19 protein-coding genes and 1 tRNA gene are annotated in these 18055 nt (G+C 68.2%); 12 read left to right on the top strand and 8 right to left on the bottom strand.

Going from position 1 to position 18055, the window contains the following annotated elements; all coding sequences use genetic code 11:
* Nucleotides 1–57: 57 nt before the first annotated feature.
* Both ABIA65_RS30890 and ABIA65_RS30885 read right to left on the bottom strand, forming a co-directional pair.
* The gene (locus tag ABIA65_RS30890) at nucleotides 58–2052 is read right to left on the bottom strand and encodes an ATP-dependent DNA helicase (RefSeq protein ID WP_354525949.1); all 1995 of its coding nucleotides are present in this window, start codon (nucleotides 2050–2052) and stop codon (nucleotides 58–60) included.
* Nucleotides 2049–3347, bottom strand: a complete 1299-nt coding sequence (locus ABIA65_RS30885) for a nicotinate phosphoribosyltransferase (RefSeq protein WP_354525948.1) — start codon at nucleotides 3345–3347, stop codon at nucleotides 2049–2051. Before ABIA65_RS30885 ends, ABIA65_RS30890 begins: the two co-directional genes overlap by 4 nt.
* 44 nt (nucleotides 3348–3391) lie before the next feature.
* Between ABIA65_RS30885 and clpS the strand changes: the two genes are divergently transcribed.
* The 11 genes from clpS (at nucleotide 3392) to ABIA65_RS30830 (ending at nucleotide 12156) form a co-directional block, all read left to right on the top strand.
* The gene (gene clpS / locus ABIA65_RS30880) at nucleotides 3392–3706 is read left to right on the top strand and encodes an ATP-dependent Clp protease adapter ClpS (protein WP_241404120.1); all 315 of its coding nucleotides are present in this window, start codon (nucleotides 3392–3394) and stop codon (nucleotides 3704–3706) included.
* Between the two features lie 8 nt (nucleotides 3707–3714).
* Nucleotides 3715–4302, top strand: a complete 588-nt coding sequence (gene aosR, locus ABIA65_RS30875; protein WP_354525947.1) for an oxidative stress transcriptional regulator AosR — start codon at nucleotides 3715–3717, stop codon at nucleotides 4300–4302.
* 28 nt (nucleotides 4303–4330) lie between these two features.
* A complete protein-coding gene (locus ABIA65_RS30870) occupies nucleotides 4331–5371 on the top strand; it encodes a P1 family peptidase (protein WP_241404122.1) in 1041 nt (346 codons plus the stop codon).
* A 3-nt stretch (nucleotides 5372–5374) separates the two neighbouring features.
* Nucleotides 5375–5785 (top strand): M67 family metallopeptidase, encoded by a 411-nt coding sequence (locus tag ABIA65_RS30865; RefSeq protein ID WP_354525946.1) that lies wholly within the window; start codon nucleotides 5375–5377, stop codon nucleotides 5783–5785.
* 34 nt (nucleotides 5786–5819) lie between these two features.
* Nucleotides 5820–6101 carry a MoaD/ThiS family protein gene (locus tag ABIA65_RS30860; protein ID WP_241404123.1) on the top strand — a complete coding sequence of 94 codons (282 nt, stop codon included), beginning with the start codon at nucleotides 5820–5822 and terminating at the stop codon, nucleotides 6099–6101.
* Between the two features lie 3 nt (nucleotides 6102–6104).
* A complete protein-coding gene (locus ABIA65_RS30855; RefSeq protein WP_354525945.1) occupies nucleotides 6105–7076 on the top strand; it encodes a PLP-dependent cysteine synthase family protein in 972 nt (323 codons plus the stop codon).
* 31 nt (nucleotides 7077–7107) lie between these two features.
* Nucleotides 7108–7773 (top strand): rhomboid family intramembrane serine protease, encoded by a 666-nt coding sequence (locus ABIA65_RS30850; RefSeq protein WP_241404125.1) that lies wholly within the window; start codon nucleotides 7108–7110, stop codon nucleotides 7771–7773.
* 193 nt (nucleotides 7774–7966) lie between these two features.
* The gene (locus ABIA65_RS30845) at nucleotides 7967–8740 is read left to right on the top strand and encodes a cyclic nucleotide-degrading phosphodiesterase (protein ID WP_354525944.1); all 774 of its coding nucleotides are present in this window, start codon (nucleotides 7967–7969) and stop codon (nucleotides 8738–8740) included.
* A gap of 42 nt (nucleotides 8741–8782) precedes the next feature.
* Nucleotides 8783–9565, top strand: a complete 783-nt coding sequence (rph, locus tag ABIA65_RS30840; RefSeq protein ID WP_241404127.1) for a ribonuclease PH — start codon at nucleotides 8783–8785, stop codon at nucleotides 9563–9565.
* A gap of 5 nt (nucleotides 9566–9570) precedes the next feature.
* Complete coding sequence (gene rdgB / locus ABIA65_RS30835) at nucleotides 9571–10170, top strand: RdgB/HAM1 family non-canonical purine NTP pyrophosphatase (RefSeq protein WP_354525943.1); 600 nt, start codon at nucleotides 9571–9573, stop codon at nucleotides 10168–10170.
* A 54-nt stretch (nucleotides 10171–10224) separates the two neighbouring features.
* A complete protein-coding gene (locus tag ABIA65_RS30830; RefSeq protein WP_354525942.1) occupies nucleotides 10225–12156 on the top strand; it encodes an MFS transporter in 1932 nt (643 codons plus the stop codon).
* Nucleotides 12157–12199: 43 nt separating this feature from the next.
* Here the strand turns inward: ABIA65_RS30830 and ABIA65_RS30825 are convergent, their stop codons facing one another.
* From ABIA65_RS30825 to ABIA65_RS30815, 3 genes are read right to left on the bottom strand one after another with little or no spacing between them, the layout of a single operon-like run.
* Nucleotides 12200–12580 (bottom strand): DUF3817 domain-containing protein, encoded by a 381-nt coding sequence (locus tag ABIA65_RS30825; RefSeq protein WP_354525941.1) that lies wholly within the window; start codon nucleotides 12578–12580, stop codon nucleotides 12200–12202.
* Nucleotides 12577–12954, bottom strand: coding sequence for a hypothetical protein (locus tag ABIA65_RS30820; RefSeq protein ID WP_354525940.1), 378 nt, complete (start codon nucleotides 12952–12954; stop codon nucleotides 12577–12579). Before ABIA65_RS30820 ends, ABIA65_RS30825 begins: the two co-directional genes overlap by 4 nt.
* A complete protein-coding gene (locus ABIA65_RS30815; RefSeq protein WP_354525939.1) occupies nucleotides 12935–13462 on the bottom strand; it encodes a hypothetical protein in 528 nt (175 codons plus the stop codon). Before ABIA65_RS30815 ends, ABIA65_RS30820 begins: the two co-directional genes overlap by 20 nt.
* A gap of 337 nt (nucleotides 13463–13799) precedes the next feature.
* On the opposite strand from ABIA65_RS30815, the gene ABIA65_RS30810 reads away from it, so the two are divergent.
* Nucleotides 13800–13883, top strand: a tRNA-Leu gene (locus tag ABIA65_RS30810).
* A gap of 104 nt (nucleotides 13884–13987) precedes the next feature.
* Here ABIA65_RS30810 and ABIA65_RS30805 read toward each other — a convergent pair.
* The 3 genes from ABIA65_RS30805 to ABIA65_RS30795 all read right to left on the bottom strand — a co-directional run bounded on the left by ABIA65_RS30805 (nucleotide 13988) and on the right by ABIA65_RS30795 (nucleotide 18008).
* Nucleotides 13988–15628 (bottom strand): peptide chain release factor 3, encoded by a 1641-nt coding sequence (locus tag ABIA65_RS30805; RefSeq protein ID WP_241404133.1) that lies wholly within the window; start codon nucleotides 15626–15628, stop codon nucleotides 13988–13990.
* 90 nt (nucleotides 15629–15718) lie between these two features.
* Complete coding sequence (locus tag ABIA65_RS30800) at nucleotides 15719–17557, bottom strand: sulfatase-like hydrolase/transferase (protein ID WP_354525938.1); 1839 nt, start codon at nucleotides 17555–17557, stop codon at nucleotides 15719–15721.
* Nucleotides 17544–18008: an SRPBCC family protein gene (locus tag ABIA65_RS30795; protein WP_354525937.1), complete on the bottom strand. Its 465-nt coding sequence runs from the start codon at nucleotides 18006–18008 to the stop codon at nucleotides 17544–17546. Before ABIA65_RS30795 ends, ABIA65_RS30800 begins: the two co-directional genes overlap by 14 nt.
* Nucleotides 18009–18055 lie beyond the last annotated feature (47 nt).

Genomic DNA, 18055 nt, shown 5'->3' with positions numbered 1-18055 from the left:
CAGAGCAGCTTAGTGAACGAACGTGGAGGCGGAGCAGAAACCTCGAGGCCAGGGCGGTCAGGCGCTCCGCAAGCGCTCCAGGGCCGCCCGGACCCGTGCCCCGTCGGTGGTCGACCAGAACGGCGGCAACGAGGCCCGCAGGTACCCGGCGTAGCGGGCGGTGGCCATCCGGGAGTCCAGTACGGCGACGACACCGCGGTCATCGACGTGGCGCAACAGCCGGCCCGCGCCCTGGGCGAGCAGCAGCGCGGCGTGACTCGCGGCCACCGCCATGAACCCATTACCGCCGTGCGCGGCGATCGCGCGTTGGCGCGCGGTGATCAGCGGATCGTCGGGGCGGGGGAACGGAATCCGGTCGATGAGCACCAGGGACAGTGACGCGCCGGGCACATCCACGCCCTGCCACAACGACAGCGTGCCGAACAATGACGTCTCGTCGTCCTCGGCGAAGCGGCGAATCAGCGCCGACGTGGTGTCCTCGCCCTGACACAGAACCGGCGTGTCGAGGCGGTCGCGCATCACCTCGGCGGTGGCCTTGGCGGCGCGCATCGAGGAGAACAGACCCAGCGTGCGGCCTCCCGCGGCGGTGACCAACTCGGCGATCTCATCGAGTTGCTCCGACGATCCCGTGCCGTCACGTCCCGGCGGGGGAAGGTGCTTGGCGACGTAGAGGATGCCCGACTTCGCGTGTGCGAAGGGCGATCCGACGTCGATACCGCGCCACTTGGCGTTATCGTCGGCACCGAACTGCAGGCCCCACGACCGCGCCATAGCGTCGAATGTCCCGCCGACGGTCAGGGTGGCCGACGTGAGGATCACGGTCGACTGATCGAACAATCGGTTGCGCAGCAGGCTGGCCACCGACAGCGGGGCCACCCTCAGGATCGCTCGTTTGTTGCCGCGGTTCTCGTCGTGGTCGAGCCACACCACATCGGTGCGGTCGGGGATCGCCGGGCCGTAGGAGTCCAGCACCCGGGTCGCGGTGTCCCGCACGTCGTTCAATGATGTCACCGCCTCGTTGCGCGCGGACGCGGCCTTGGGATCGGCCGGAGCCATGTCGATGCCGGCGCGAACCTTGTCGGCGGAGTCGCGCAGCACCGTCAGGTAGGTCGTCAACTCGTCGCCGAGGTTGTCCTTGCGCCCCGGTTCCTCGTCGAAGATGGCGGAGGTGAATGTGGCGATGGCCGCCTCGAACCGTTGCGCCAGTTCGGGTTCGACGAGCCGCGCGGAACGGCGGTGGGCGACGCCGAGCGACGTCGCAGACAGCTCGCCGGTGGCCACGCTCGTCACCCGATCCACGAGTTCGTGCGCCTCGTCGACCACGAGCAGCTCGTGCTCGGGCAGGACGTTGACGTCGGAGATGGCGTCGATGGCCAGCAGCGCGTGATTGGTGACAACCACGTCGGCCTCCCCGGCCAGCGCCTTGGACTTCTCGGCGAAGCAGTCCGAGCCGTACTCGCAGCGGGTGGCGCCGATGCACTCGCGGGCCGACACGCTGACCTGGCCCCATGACCGGTCGAGCACGCCGGGCATCAGCTCGTCGCGGTCGCCGGTCTCGGTGTCCGAGGACCATTCGGTGAGGCGTTTGACGTCACGGCCCAATTGCGTCGACGCGACGGCGTCGAACAGTTCCTCCTGCGGCCTGTCCTCGGCCGATTCGTCGGCGGCACCACCATGAATCTTGTTGAGGCACAGATAGTTTCCACGCCCCTTCAGGAGCGCGAAGTCGGGTCGACGTGGCAGCTCGGGGGCCAGTGCATCGGCCAGTCGCGGCAGGTCGCGGTCGACGAGTTGGCGCTGCAGGGCAATGGTCGCGGTCGAGACGACGACCGGTCGGTTGGTCTCGACGGCGTGGGCGATGGCCGGCACCAGATAGGCCAGCGACTTGCCGGTACCTGTGCCGGCCTGCACGGCGAGGTGCTCACCGGTGCTGAAGGAGCGCTCGACGGCCTGGGCCATGTCGACCTGACCGCTGCGTTCGGAGCCGCCGAGGGCGCTCACGGCGGCGGCGAGCAGGCCAGTCACGCGGGTGGTGTCGGGTTCGGTGGTCATGACGAGTGGGTCACCATCCGCGTCGCGATGGCCGGTTCGCCGCGGGAGAGCTTGAGACCGTCCCACGGCAGGCTGTGCAATCCGGAGGCCACGCGCTCACGGGCGGCGGCGATCGAGAGGTCGGCGACCACCTCACCGTTGCGGACAAGGGGCACCGCAACGTCGCGTGCCACCAGGCCGGTTGGTGCTTCGGGCGCCTGTCCGTCCGGGTGCACGACCTCCTCGACGATGGTGCCCGACCGCTTGGACAGTCGCTGCGCCTGCTTGCGGCCACCGTGGGATTCCTTGCGGCTGCTGCGTTTCGCGACGGGCAGGCCGTCCACCTCGACGAGTTTGTAGACCATGCCCGCGGTGGGAGCGCCCGATCCGGTGACCACCGAGGTGCCGACCCCGTAGGTGTCGACGGGTTCGGCACGCAGAGCCGCGATCGCGAACTCGTCGAGGTCGCCCGACACCACGATTCGGGTGGTCGTGGCACCGAGGTCGTCGAGCTGCGCGCGGACCTGGCGCGCCAGCACGCCGAGTTCGCCGGAGTCGATGCGCACCGCGCCCAGCTCCGGCCCCGCGACGGCGATCGCATTGGCCACGCCGGTGGTGATGTCGTAGGTGTCGACGAGAAGTGTGGTGTTCACGCCGAGCGCGTCGACCTGCGCGGCGAATGCCGCCCTCTCGTCGGGCCCGTCGGCGGTGGAGTACAGCAGTGTGAAGGCGTGCGCGCTGGTCCCGCGAGCGGGTACGCCGTAGCGCTGTTGTGCGGCGAGGTTGGACGATGCGGCGAATCCGGCGAGGTAGGCGGCGCGCGCGCAGGCGACGGCCGCCTCCTCGTGCGTGCGCCGCGAACCCATCTCGAGCAGCGGCCTGCCATCGGCGGCGCTGACCATACGGGCCGCGGCCGACGCGATGGCCGAGTCGTGGTTGAGGATCGACAGCGCCAGCGTCTCGAGGATCACGCACTCGCCGAAACTGCCGTGTACCGACAGGACGGGCGAGCCGGGAAAGTACAGCTCACCCTCGGGGTAGCCGTCGATGTCACCGCGAAACCGGTAGTCGGCGAGGTAGGCCAGGGTGGCCGGATCGAGGAACTCGGCGAGCAGCGTCAGCGCGGCGTCGTCGAAGGTGAACTCCGGCAATGCTTCCACCAGCCGAGCGGTGCCCGCGACGACCCCGTAGCGTCGGCCCTCGGGCAGCCGCCGACCGAATACCTCGAACGTCGTGCGACGGTGCGCGGTGCCGTTGTGGAGCGCTGCCGCGAGCATCGTCAGTTCGTATTTGTCAGTGAGCAACGCCGAGGTCACACGCCCAACCGTAGCCGTTGCAGCGACTCGCTATCCTTGGCGACATGGTTACGCCAGCGAGGACCCGGCCGGGGACCCGCGAGGAACACGCGAGTGAGAGTGTTCCGCAAGACGAGGTGGCCACTGACAGCCCGTGGGTGACCATCGTCTGGGACGATCCGGTGAACCTGATGTCGTACGTGACCTACGTGTTCCAGAAGCTCTTCGGCTACAGCGAGCCGCACGCGACGAAGCTCATGATGCAGGTGCACGAAGACGGCAAGGCCGTGGTCTCCGCGGGCAGTCGGGAGTCCATGGAGGTCGATGTGTCCAAGCTGCACGCCGCGGGGCTGTGGGCCTCGATGCAACAGGACCGTTGAGGCGACGGGTGCGTAAGTGGAAGAGGGTCGACACCGTAGACGGCGTGCGGTACCGGTCGGCGATGGCAGCACACGAGTCGGCACTGTTGCAGAGTCTGGCCAACTCGATGCTGGAGATGCTCAACGACCGCGAATCTGACTCGCCGACAGACGAACTCGAGGAGCTGACCGGTATGCGTACCGGCAACTCGCGGCCGCCCGAGGACGAGACGATGCGCCGGTTGCTGCCGGACTTCTACCGTGCCGCCCGAGATCATCCGGCTGGTTCGGGCACCGCGGAGAGCCTGAACAGTGCGCTGCGCAGCCTGCACGAGCCAGCCATCATCGATGCCAAACGGCAAGCGTGCCAATGTCTGCTGGACACCCTGCCCGCCGCTGGTGGGAAGTTCGAACTGACCGAGGATGCAGCACACAGCTGGGCCGCGGCGGTCAACGACCTTCGGCTGGCGCTGGGCACCATGCTCGAGATCGGACCCGACGGTCCCGACCGACTGCCGCCCGAGCATCCGATGGCCGGGCACCTGGATGTGTACCAATGGCTGACCGTGCTGCAGGAGTATCTGGTGCTGGGTCTCATGAGCCGAGGACAGCGATGAGCGCTTGCGCGAAGAGCCGAGGACAGCGATGAGCGGTTCCATCACCGACGTCGCGGGAATTCTCGTCGGGCACCATCAGCGTCTGGATGACGACGCGACGCTGGGCGCGGGCTGGGCGTGCGGTACCACTGTCGTGCTCACCCCACCGGGCACGGTCGGCGCGGTTGACGTGCGCGGCGGTGCCCCGGGCACCCGCGAGACCGACCTGCTCGATCCGGCCAACAGCGTGCGCTACGTCGACGCAGTCGTGCTGACCGGCGGAAGCGCCTACGGGCTCGCCGCGGCGGACGGCGTCATGACGTGGCTCGAACAGCACGACCGCGGGGTGGTGATGGACGGCGGGCTGGTGCCCATCGTTCCCGCCGCGGTGATCTTCGACCTGCCCGTCGGCGGGTGGCAGTGCCGCCCGACCGCCGAATTCGGCTTCGCCGCAGCCAACGCCGCGGGGACCGACGTGGCCGTCGGCACCGTGGGCGCGGGCGTCGGAGCACGCGCGGGCGTCCTCAAGGGCGGCATCGGCACGGCGTCCATCCGGCTCGAGGCCATCGGTGTCACGGTCGGCGCCGTCGTCGCGGTGAACTCGGCGGGCAATATCGCCGATCCGCGCACCGGGCTGCCGTGGATGGCCGAGTACATCACCGAACTGGACCTGACCCCGCCGCCCGCCGAGCAGATATCGGCCTTCGCGGCGCTCGACGCCGAACTCTCACCGCTCAACACCACGATCGCTGTCGTCGCCACCGACGCCCTACTGAGCCCCGCCGCCTGCCGCCGGGTCGCGGTCGCCGCACAGGACGGACTGGCCCGGACCATCCGGCCGGCGCACACCCCGCTCGACGGCGACTCCGTTTTCGTGCTCGCGACGGGCGCGATCGAGGTCGAGCCCGCCAGCGACATTCCTGCCGCGATGTCGCCCGAGACCAAGCTGACCACCACCATCGGCGCGGCGGCGGCTGACTGTCTCGCCCAGGCGGTGATGGCCGGAATCCTGGCTGCCGAATCGGTGGCCGGAATACCCACCTACCGCGACATGTTGCCCGGAGCGTTCGCGAACCGAAATGGAGCCTGACCCGTGCTGGTGATTCGTAGGGACCTGGTTGACGCCATGGTCGCCCACGCCCGCGCCGACCACCCCGACGAGGCGTGCGGCATCATCGCGGGCCCCGAGGGCTCCGACAGGCCTGAGCGCTTCATCGCGATGGAGAACGCCGAGCGGTCGCCGACCTTCTACCGATTCGACTCGGGAGAGCAGCTCAAGGTGTGGCGAGCGATGGACGACGCCGACGAGGTGCCCGTGGTCATCTATCACTCGCACACCGGCACCGAGGCGTATCCGAGCCGCACCGACATCGCGCTGGCGTCCGAGCCCGACGCCCACTACGTCTTGATCTCCACCCGCGACCCCGACGAGCATGAGCTGCGGAGCTACCGCATCCGCGAGGGCGTCGTCACCGAGGAACCCGTCAACGTCGTCGAGCAGTAGACCCCGAGAAACAGCCCCCGAAAGGCCGAGCCCCATGACCATCACCGTCTCCATCCCCACCATCCTGCGCACTCACACCGGAGGCGAGAAGCGCGTCAGCGCGTCCGGTGACACGTTGCAGGCCGTGATCAGCGACCTCGAGGCCAACTACTCGGGCATCTCCGAGCGCCTCATCGACGCCGGTAACGCAGGCAAGCTGCACCGCTTCGTCAACATCTACGTCAACGACGAGGACGTCCGCTTCTCGGGCGGGCTGGACACCGTGATCTCCGACGGTGACTCGGTCACGATCCTGCCCGCCGTAGCAGGTGGCTGACGCGTGAGATACGACTCGCTGTTGTCCGCGCTCGGCAACACGCCGCTCGTCGGGTTGCAGCGGTTGTCGCCCCGGTGGCATGCGGGTGAGGACGGCACCCCGCACGTGCGGCTGTGGGCCAAGCTCGAGGACCGCAACCCCACCGGCTCCATCAAGGACCGCCCGGCGCTGCGCATGATCGAGCAGGCCGAGCGCGACGGGCTGATCCACCCGGGTTCCACGATCCTGGAACCCACTAGCGGCAACACCGGCATCTCCCTCGCGATGGCGGCGCTGTTGAAGGGCTACAACCTGATCTGCGTGATGCCCGAGAACACGTCGATCGAACGCCGTCAGCTGTTGGAGCTGTATGGCGCCAAGATCATCTACAGCCCCGCCGAGGGCGGGTCGAACACCGCCGTCGCGACCGCCAAGGAACTGGCGCAGGAGCACCCCGAGTGGGTGATGCTCTACCAGTACGGCAACCCGGCGAACGCCGCCGCGCACTACGAGGGCACGGGACCCGAGGTCCTGGCCGACCTGCCGGAGATCACGCACTTCGTCGGCGGGTTGGGCACCACGGGCACGCTCATGGGCGTCGGGCGATTCCTGCGCGAGAACGTCCCCGGGGTCCAGATCGTCGCCGCCGAACCACGTTACGGCGAGGGTGTCTACGCGCTGCGCAACATCGATGAGGGCTTCGTGCCCGAGCTCTACGACCCGGACGTGCTGACCACTCGGTTCTCCGTGGGCGCGTTCGACGCCATCAGGCGCACGCGCGAGATCGTGCAGTTGGAGGGCATCTTCGCCGGCATCTCGACCGGGGCGATCCTGCACGCCGCGCTCGGTATGGCGGCCAAGGCGGTCAAGGCAGGCGAGCGTGCCGACATCGCGTTCACGGTGTGTGATGCGGGTTGGAAGTATCTGTCGACCGGCGCCTACGCCGGTAGCCTGGACGATGCCGAGGACGCATTGGAAGGGCAGCTATGGGCATGACGGTCGATCGCGGACAAGGGGCGCACCGGGCATGACGATGCCGGGGTATCCGCCCGCCACCACACCAGGCCCCAGCAAGAGGCCGGCGTGGATGATCGGCGGGGCCACGGTGCTCAGCTTCGTCGCGCTGCTCTACATCATCGAGATCTGGGACAACATCACCGGACACCGCTTGGACTCCAACGGGATCCGGCCGCTGGAGACCGACGGGCTGTGGGGCATCGTGTTCGCGCCGCTGCTGCACTCGAACTGGCAGCACCTGATCGCTAACACCGGTCCCGCGCTCGTTCTGGGTTTCCTCATGACGCTGGCCGGGTTGTCACGCTTCATCTACGCGACGGCGATGATCTGGATCCTCGGCGGTTTCGGGACGTGGCTCATCGGAAACGCGGGCGCGCCCCCGGGCGTGGAGACCAACCACATCGGCGCCTCGGGCCTCATCTTCGGCTGGCTGACGTTCCTCATCGTGTTCGGCTTCTTCACCCGCAAGGTGTGGGAGATCGTCGTCGGCATCGTCGTGCTGATCGTGTACGGCAGCGTGCTGCTGGGCGTGCTCCCCGGCACTTTCGGGGTGTCCTGGCAGGGCCATTTCTGCGGTGCGGTCGCCGGTGTCATCGCCGCCTATCTGCTGGCCGGCCCGGAACGCAAGGCGCGCGAGCGACGCAAGGGTCCCGCCGCGCCCGCGCTCGGCGTCTGAGCCGATCGGCGGTCTTGTCGCGGCCGGGCGCCACGCTTTGCTGATTGAGGCCTGCGCCACACTTTGGGCTACGGGCGGTCTGCGTCTCAATCGGCGTCTGACCAGGTGAGGCAGCACATCGCGACGAATTGATGAAACGCGACGCCCAAAGCGCTGATGTTTTCGTCACACGCCCATTGGGCATGGCAAGCTAGTGAATGTGCGAATCACCGTACTGGGTTGCTCCGGCAGTGTGACGGGGCCTGATTCGCCAGCATCCGGATATTTGGTGACCGCACCCGATACGCCACCGCTGGTGATCGACTTCGGTGGTGGTGTGCTGGGCGCACTGCAACGTCATGCCGATCCCGGCACCGTTGGTGTTCTGCTGTCGCACCTTCACGCCGACCACTGCCTGGACCTTCCCGGTCTGTTCGTCTGGCGTCGCTATCACCCGACCCCGCCGAAGGGGCGTGCCCTGATGTACGGCCCGCAGGCCACCTGGGCCCGGCTTGGCGCCGCGTCCTCTCCCGAGGGCCGCGAGATCGATGACTTCACCGACATCTTCGACGTCCGCAACTGGGTCGACGCCGAGCCGGTTGAGATCGGCACGCTCACCGTCGAGCCGCGTCTGGTGTGCCATCCCACCGAGTCCTACGGAATGCGGTTCACCGACCCGTCCGGGGCGGTTTTCGTCTACAGCGGTGACACCGGGTACTGCGACGCGCTCGTCGATCTGGCCCGCGGCGCCGACGTCTTCCTGTGCGAGGCGTCGTGGACCCACGCGCCGGACCGTCCGCCGAAACTTCACCTGTCGGGAACCGAGGCGGGGCGTGCCGCCGCGAGAGCCGGTGTGCGCGAGCTGCTGCTGACCCACATCCCGCCGTGGACCTCGCGTGAGGACGTGATCAGCGAGGCCAAGGCCGAGTTCGACGGTCCCGTGCACGCCGTGGTGTGCGACGAGACGTTCGACGTCACGCCGCACTGAACCACGCGCGCCAGAGTTGCCCAGGGCCGATAGGGTTGGCCCGTGTCCAGACGAGAAGATGGCCGCCTCGATGACGAGCTGCGACCGGTAACCATCACCCGAGGCTTCACCTCACATCCGGCCGGTTCGGTGCTGGTCGAGTTCGGCCAGACCCGGGTCATGTGCACGGCCAGCGTCACCGAGGGCGTGCCCCGGTGGCGCAAGGGGTCGGGCCAGGGCTGGCTGACGGCCGAGTACGCGATGCTGCCCGCGGCCACCCACGACCGCTCGCAACGTGAGTCGGTGAAGGGCAAGGTCGGCGGGCGCACACAGGAGATCAGCCGGCTCGTCGGCCGGTCGCTGCGCGCGTGCATCGACCTGGGTGCGCTGGGGGAGAACACCATCGCGTTGGACTGCGACGTGCTGCAGGCCGACGGCGGTACCCGGACGGCGGCCATCACCGGCGCCTACGTGGCGCTGGCCGACGCGGTGACGTATCTGGCCGCGGCGGACAAGCTGTCCGACCCCCGCCCGTTGTCGTGTGCGATCGCCGCGGTGTCCGTCGGCGTGGTCGACGGCCGGGTGCGTGTGGATCTGCCCTACACCGAGGACTCGCGCGCCGAGGTCGACATGAACGTCGTGGCGACCGACACCGGCACGCTGGTCGAGATCCAGGGCACGGGTGAGGGTGCGACGTTCCCGCGTTCGACGCTGGACAAGATGCTCGACCTTGCGATGGCCTCGTGCGAGCAGTTGTTCGCGATCCAGAACGCGGCGCTGGAGTTGCCCTATCCCGGTGTGCTTCCCGAGCCGTCCGGTCCGCCGAAGAAGGCGTTCGGAAGCTGACCGGGTTGTCTCGCGTCCTGGTCGCCTCCCGCAACCCCAAGAAGCTGGCCGAGCTGCATCGTGTGCTCGACACCGCCGGGGTGTCGGGTCTGACGCTGCTGTCACTGGACGACGTGGCGCCCTTCGATGAGGCCCCGGAGACGGGTGCGACGTTCGAGGAGAACGCCCTGACCAAGGCCAGGGATGCCTTTCGCGCCACCGGCTTGGCCTCGGTCGCCGATGACTCGGGGATCACGGTCGACGCGCTGAACGGCATGCCGGGTGTGCTGTCCGCACGGTGGTCGGGTGCCCACGGTGACGACGCGGCCAACACCGCGCTCCTGCTGGGCCAGCTGCGGGACGTGCCCGACGAGCGGCGCGGCGCGGCCTTCGTGTCGGCGTGCGCGCTGGTGTCCCCATTGGGCGAGACAGTGGTGCGCGGCGAGTGGCCGGGCGTGGTGGCCCACGAACCACGCGGGGCCGGCGGATTCGGTTACGACCCGGTGTTCGTGCCCATCGGGGAGTCACGGTCGGCGGCCGAACTGACCCGCGAGGAGAAGGACGCCGCGTCGCATCGCGGACGGGCGCTGGCTCTGTTGCTTCCGGCCCTGCGTGCGCTGGTCTGAGCACCGGGAATCAGTAGTTTTATGTAGCGCTACTAAACGCGTAGTGTTCGCGCGGTGTTACGTCGTGCCGCCGCTGGGGCCTCATCCTCGCTGACCCCGCGGCATCCGAGCGTGCTCATCGCCGTGCTGTCGGCGGCGGGCATCAGCGTGTCCATGATGCAGACGCTGATCATCCCGTTGATCCCCGAGCTGCCGAGGCTGTTGAACACCAGCCCCTCCGATGCGTCCTGGGTGATCACCGTGACGCTGCTGACCGCGGCCGTCGCCACACCGGTGTTCGGCCGACTCGGCGACATGTACGGGCCCAAGCCGATGCTGATCACGTGCGCGCTGATGTTGATCGGCGGGTCGGTGCTCGCGGCCTCGACGACGTCGCTGTTGCCGATGATCGTCGGCCGTGGCCTTCAGGGTTTCGGGATTCCGATCATCCCGCTCGGGATCAGCGTGCTGCGATCATGCGTTCCCGCCGAGCGTGTCGGCAGCGCAATGGGTTTGATGAGCGCATCGTTGGGTGTGGGCGGCGCGCTCGGGCTGCCGCTGTCGGCCGTGATCGCGGAGCGCTTCGACTGGCACATGCTGTTCTGGTTCGCGACCGGGCTCGGCGTCGCGGCCCTGGTGATGTTCACATTCCTTGTCCCGCACGTCCCGTCACGCACGGACGACCGGCTCGATCCGCTGGGTGCGCTGCTCCTGGGGGGCGGCCTGGTGACGCTGCTCCTTGGTATCTCGAAGGGCCAGAGTTGGGGCTGGACAAGCGGTGTGACGTTGGCGATGTTCATCTCGTCGCTGGTGATCTTCGCGGTGTTCGGGTGGTGGCAGCTTCGGGTGTCCTCGCCGATGGTCGACCTGCGGACCACTGTGAAGCGGCCGGTGCTGGCGACCAACGTGGCCTCGGTCGCGGTGGCATTCGGCATGTTCGGGCTCACGCTGGTGGCGCCCCAGATTCTGGAGATGTCGACCGAGACGGGTTACGGACTGGGCCAGTCGATGCTGGCGACGGGCCTCTGGTTGGCGCCCGGTGGCCTGGCCATGATGGTGACATCGCCGATCGCGGCGCGAATCGCCGCGGTGCGTGGGCCGCGTTTCACCCTGGTGACCGGAGCGGTGATCATCGCCGTGTCGTACTCCGCCGGGCTGGTGCTGCTGGCGGCACCGTGGCAGATCATGCTGCTCAACATCGCGGTGTCCGTGGGCGTGGGGTTCGCGTACGCGTCCATGCCCGCCCTCATCAACGCGGCGGTGCCGGTGTCGGAGACGGCGGCGGCCAACGGCATCAATGCACTCGCCCGCTCCCTTGGCACGGCGGTGTCCAGCGCGGTGATCGGCGCGATTCTCGCGGGCATGGTGGTGTCGCATGCTGGCACCCAGGTCCCGACCATGGCCGGCTTCCGGACGGCACTGGTCGTGGCGGCGTGCATAGCGGCGTTGGCCGCGGTGCTGGCGCTGTTGATCCCGGTGGTGCAACCGCCAGGGGCCCCCGCCGACTTCGTCGATGACGACGGTCTCGGTGAACCCGTCGCCGACCCCGTTCCGCCGCATCGGCTGGAGTCCTCACTGTCGCTGTTGAGCAGACATTCGGAGAAGGGCCCTTACGCCGACGAGTCGGTGGGCATGGATCGCGATTCGCATCAGGTGATGAGCCACATCGACGCGGCGGGCTCGATGTCACTGGCCGACCTGGCAGTCGCCATCGGAGGGGACATACCGACCGCTAGCCGCCGCGTCGCCGCGCTTCTGCGGGACGGGCTGGCGTCGGGCACGGGTCGCGTCGAGAGCGGCCGGTCACCGGTGTTCTACCTGACACCGCGGGGGTGCGAGCGGCTGTACCGACAGCGCGACGTTCGGGAGTCGTACTCGTCGGAGCACGCCTGGTCCTCGGCACACGTCGAGGCGCTATCCGAGTACGTCGACCGGCTGGCGCTGAGCATCGTCGTTGACGACGCCGCCGCGGATGTGACCGCGCCGCTCCTGGTGCAGCGCGACTGACGTCCCGTCGACGTTAAAGGCCGACGCGTTAAAGGCCGACGCGTTAAAGGCCGAACTGCGCCTTGATCTGCTTGGTCTGAAAGTGCTCGACGATGATGCCGAGCAGCGGAATGGTGCCCGCGAGCAGCACACCGATGGTCTTACCGATGGGCCAGCGCACCTTGACCGCGAGGTTCGCGGCGAACAGCAGGTACACGAAGTACACCCAGCCGTGGACGACGGCGATCCAGCTCAACGAGTCGTCGTTGAAGCCGTACTTCATCACCATCTCGTAGCAGAGCGCGATGAGCCAGATTCCCGTCGCCCACGCCAGGATGCGGTAGCCGAGCAACGGCTTGCGGATCGCGTCGGCAGGCGGCGTCGCGGGTGCCGGGTCGGCGGCCTCGGGGCGATCGGCTGGAGCCTCGGGGTCAGGGCTGCTCATGGTGTGGTCCTGTCATCGGTTTCGGACTTCGCGAGTTCGGCAAGGTAGGCGTTGTACTCACGCAGGGTGGGATCGTCGTCGTCGCGGGGTGTGGCGGCGCTGGGGCGCTCGGGCAGCAGCCCGTCCGGGATCTCGGTCAGCTCGCCATGGCTCGCCGCAGGAGGCGGGGCCTCCTCATAGCGGACGAACTTGTAGTACGCGTAGAAGCAGAAGCCGGCGAACATGGGCCACTGCAGTGCGTAGCCGAGATTCACGAAGCTGCCCGAGTTGGACTCGTATCGGGTCCACTGCCACCAGGCCAGCGCCAGGCAGCCCGCGGCGCCAAGGAACACCAGCGCGATGAGCGCCGGTCTCCTACGCCGTGTAGTGGACATGCCCTAACGGTACCGCGCTGTCCTTCGGTCCGATGAACTCGTCCATGCGTGCGGTGGCAGCCTTGCGGTAAATGGAGACGATGTACCTAGTCGACCGCGTCCAGGGAATGTCGAGTCGGTCGAGGGCTGCGGTGAACAGGCCGATGATGTCCTCTGACCTATTCGAGAAGTGGTAGCGGATGCTGCGGACCCCGCGGTCGTTGGCGACGACACGGCAGCCATCGCTGTGGATGAGCCCGCAGATGAACTCCTCCGTCTCCTGATCGACGAGGGCCTGCTGCCATGGTTCGAGTGCGATACGTCTGTGGTGCTTCCGGCCGGGTCCGTGTTGGGGAAACAGACACGGCCAGTGCTTGGAGTAGAGGCCAACCTCAACACATCGTGTCGGTCGCCTGACAATTGCTGCTCGCTGCCGAGGCATGACTGCATCTATCGCCTCACGGCAACGGTCGATGATCGCCGGATACTTGATGTCGAGAACGATCCTGAGTCGCCACACCCGACCCATTCGGGAAATGCACCCGTCACCGAGGTACAGGCCGAGTAGGTAGCAGTAGGCCGGGACCGGAAGTGTCGAGAAGTCGTGTAGAACGCCACATGGTGTGGATGCGCCTGCCCGCCTCAGACATTGGGGCGGATTGCTGCGCCAACCGCGGACGGTCGGTCTCGGCACTCCCGTCTGTCGTGAGATTTCGCAGTCGTTGAATCCAGCAGCGACAAGGCGCCGTACTTCATCGAATTCCTCCGCTGACCTCATCTCGTGCCCTCTGCTCGGTGATGACTCCAAGCTATGAATGGCCACCGACAAGATTGCCTGCCACGGGCGCGCTACGATTGGCCCGTTCGCGGGCGTGGCGCAATTGGCTGACGCGCCGGCTTTAGGTGCCGGTGTTCGAAAGAACTTGTGGGTTCGAGTCCCACCGCCCGCACAATTGGTAGGGGCTCTCGCCGATTGTGAATCTGGCGACGCAGACCCCTGGTCAGGCGTCGTCAGATTCACAATTGGCGATCGCTACGCCCTAGTCGCTACGACCTAGTCGTCGGACGCGGCCACCAGCGAGTGCAGATGCACGTCGGGGTTGTCGCGTTGGAAGCCCTCAAGCCGCCACTTGGTCGAGAACAGCGCGAGCATGACGCCGTCGGTGCGCGTCAGAACCTCGGCCGACGGCTGGCGCTGGACGAAGTCGGCGTCCTCGGGATCCACGATGCGCGCCACCGTGTAGGGCAGCGACTCCAGTGAGATCGGCGCACTCAGTTCGGTCGCCATCCGATGGGTGGCGACCTCGAACTGCATGGGGCCGACGGCGGCGAGTACCGGCGCCTGCTCACCGCGGCGGTCGGAGCGCAGCACCTGCACCACGCCCTCCTGCTCCAACTGCTCGATACCGCGGCGGAACTGCTTGTGCTTGCTCGGGTCGGTGCCCCGGGCCACCGAGAAGTACTCGGGGGAGAAGCTCGGGATCGGTGGGTACTGCACGGGGACATCGCGGAATAGCGTGTCACCCGGTCGCAGGGCGTTGGCGTTGGCCAACCCGATGACGTCACCGGGCCACGCGGTGTCCAGAGTGGAGCGCTGCTGGCCGAACACCGACTGCGCGTACTTGGTGACGAACGGCTTGCCCGTCGTCGCATGGGTGAGGACGTCGCCCCGCTCGAATGTGCCCGAGCAGACCCGCGCATAGGCGATGCGGTCGCGGTGGGACGAGTCCATACCGGCCTGCACCTTGAAGACGAAGGCGCTGAACGGCGCCACCGTGGCGCGCCGGTTGCCGTCGACGTCGACCTGTCCGTCGGGCGCCGGAGCGAGTTGGACCAGCACGTCGAGCAGCTGGTTGACGCCGAAGTTCAACGCCGCCGAGGTGAACAGGACTGGCGTGGACTCACAGCCCAGGAACGTTTCCTGGTCGTAGTCGGCGCCATCGGCCTCGAGAAGTTCGGACTCCTCGACCGAGCGGTCCCAGTCGATGCCCGCCGAGGCGTGGGCGTTCTCCGGGGTGATGTGCTCCTCGGGCGCGGCTTTCGCCCCACCGGCCGTGCGGGTGAACCGGATGAAGTTCCCGGTCCGCCGATCCAGCACGCCCTTGAAGTCACCGGCGATACCGACCGGCCACGTCAATGGTGTTGGGCGCAGCCCGATCCGGGCCGCGATCTCGTCCATCAGCTCGAGTGGGTCACGACCGGGGCGGTCCCACTTGTTGATCACGGTGATGATCGGGATCCGGCGGTGACGGCACACCTGAAACAGCTTGAGGGTCTGTGGCTCGAGGCCCTTGGCGGCGTCGATCAGCATCACCGCGCAGTCGACGGCGGTCAGGACGCGGTAGGTGTCCTCGGAGAAGTCGGCGTGGCCCGGGGTGTCGAGCAGGTTGATGACGCAGTCGCGCCCCGCTGTCGAGTAGGGGAACTGGAGCGCCGTCGACGTGATGGAGATGCCTCGGGCCTTCTCCATGTCCATCCAGTCCGACACGGTGGCGCGGCGGCCGGCCTTGCCGTGGATGGCACCGGCCTCGGTGATGGCGTTGGCATGCAGGACGAGCGCTTCGGTGAGCGTCGACTTGCCTGCGTCGGGGTGGCTGATGACGGCGAACGTCCTGCGCCGCCGGGCCTCGGTGGCTATGCGTTCTGCCGCGCGTCCCTCGGCGGCTGCCGGGACGACCGGGGCGTTTTCAATCATTGAGTACCGATGATATTGGCGGCGCCCACCAAACCCGTAATCGTGTCGGTCAGGCCACCGCGGTACACGCTGGTCACCGCCGGTGAGTGGCTACCTCCGCAGGCGCGCAAGCACCTGGCGCACCACCGAGGGCGACGCGCCCACCGGCGGGTGCCGGTCCACATAGGGCCACGGCGTGTTGCGTTCCGGAACCGAGGACGCCCGCGCCTGCTTGAGCTGCATGCGCAGGTGAGCCCGCAGGTCGTGCAGGTCGGGGTCCGGCCACCGGTTGTCGGCCTCGACCGGATCGGACGTCAGGTCGTAGAGCTCCCACTGATCGTCGAGGGGATCCGTCCGGTACGCCTCGCCGCCGATCCCGTTCGCCGCCAGGTGACGCACACCAGGCTGCGTCCAGGTGGCCGGGTCGTCGAACGTGCGCACCAGCTTCCACAGGTGCCCCGCGCCGCCGGGGGCGTCGACGTCATCGACTCGGACCACCAGTCCCTCGAAGTTCGCGCCGACGTGCGCGGGCAGCGTGATGCGCAGCGGTGCGGGCGGGTTCTCGGTGACGCCCAGTTGCCTGGCGCCGCCGGACGCCCCGGTGTCTCCCTCGAGCACGTTGTCGCGTGTCATCAGGTAGACCGCCCGGCCCTCGTCGGCCGGCGCGCCGTCGACCACCGGCATCAAGTCCGTGCCGGGCAGCGGGTGCACCTCGGTGAACGTCTCGGCGAGCGCCGTGGCCGTCGCGCCGATGTCGACACCCGCCGCCGAGAGCAGTGTCGGCACCAGGTCGACATGCGATGTCGGCGCGGAGACGGTGCGTGGCTGCGTCGCGTGCGCACCGGTGCGGACGATGACGAACGGCACCCGGGTGGCCTCGTCGTACATGTTGAACCACTTCTGGTGCAGCCCGCCGTGCGCGCCGAGCAGCTCGCCGTGATCGGACGTGCGGACCAGGACCGCGTCCTCGGAACCGCCGTCGGTGACGGCGCGTCGGACCCGATCGAGTGGCCCGTCGACCTCGGCGTGCAGGCGGTAGTAGAGGTCGCGGTAGCGCTGCGCGTTGCGCTTGTAGGTGCGCCCGACGACGGGTGCCGGGCCGTATCCGGAGTAGTAGGTCTCGCGGAAGGCGATCTGCGCGGCCGGTTTGGTCGACAGGTCCTCTCTCGCGGTCGGCGGTGCGGGCACGCTTGGCGGATCCAGGGGCGAGGGCTCGATCGGGCTGCGGCGCACCCAGGCGGGGAACAGCACGATGTCGTGCGGGTTGACGAAGCTGGCCACCAGCAGGAAGGGGCGCAGCGCCTCCTCGTCACCGGCGCGGCGACGCTCATAGCGATCGCCCAGCCACGCGACGATCCGGTCGGCGAACAGGTTGTCGCGCCGAAAACCGCTGTTGGCCATGGCCGCACCGTGTGGCTCCGGGCCCACCCACCCCGAGAAGCCATAGGGCCCGAGGGGATCGGCCTCGAGATAGCGGGCGACGGCGGCGGGGTCGATCACACCCTCGTCGTCGTTGGTGGCCAATGGCTCACCGGTCGTCGGATCCTCGAGATCGGCGTGGCTGATGTGCCACTTGCCGTCGTAGTGGGTGTCATAGCCCGCGGCACGGAACCAGTTGCCCAGGGTGGGCACCTCGCCGCGGCGCAACCAGCGCAGCCGCGAATCGTCGTAGCGCTTGCCGATGCCATCGGTTTGGGTGACCCCGTGCAGATCCGGGTACTGGCCGGTGAAGATCGTCGGGCGGCTCGGCACGCACGCCAGCGACCCGGTGTAGTGCCTGGTGAAGTTGACGCCGTGCTCGTCGAACCAGCGTCGGCCGGTCAGCGTGCGCTGCCGCCAGGTGAGCACCTCGTCGGACTCATACGGCGGTGTGGCGCGCTCCTCGTCGGTCATGAGGATGACGATGTCGGGGTGCGCACGCGAGGAGCGAATGGTGTCACGGTGAGCCATGCGTGTTCTCCAGATGTCGAGCCAGCCCGGCGAGCATCGAGTCGGACTGCTTGGCCATGACACGGCACACGATTCGCTCGGCGGTGCGTGCCAGCGGGTTGGCTCCCACCTCGACGGTGCTGGTGAGCGTCACCACCGTTGCCGTGCCGGCGGGCCGCAGGGTCCAGCGGTTGGCGACGTGGCGCAGTCGGCGTGGCAGTCCCTCGATGTCGTAGGCGAGGGTTTCCGGTGCATCCGCCTCGGTGATGCGCTCGACCAGGACGTTGCGGCCGACCTGGACGCGGCGGGTCGTGCCCGCTGACACCCCGTCCGCACCGTGGTTCAGGATGCACGAGTGGTCGACGCCGTCCGCCCAGCTACTGAGCGCACCGAAATCGGCGAGGACGTCCCAGATCGCCTGAGGCGAGGCAGAAATCGTGGCATCGCGGGTGATGACCGACACGGCACCCATCAAACACCATCGCGGGTGGTGGTGCGTCCGACTCGCGAATGCCCGGC

The sequence above is a fragment of the Mycolicibacterium sp. 624 genome, from assembly GCF_040548615.1.
GTDB lineage: Bacteria > Actinomycetota > Actinomycetes > Mycobacteriales > Mycobacteriaceae > Mycobacterium.
The sequence above is the reverse complement of the archived record's forward strand: the minus strand, read 5'-3'. Positions and strand labels throughout refer to the sequence as shown.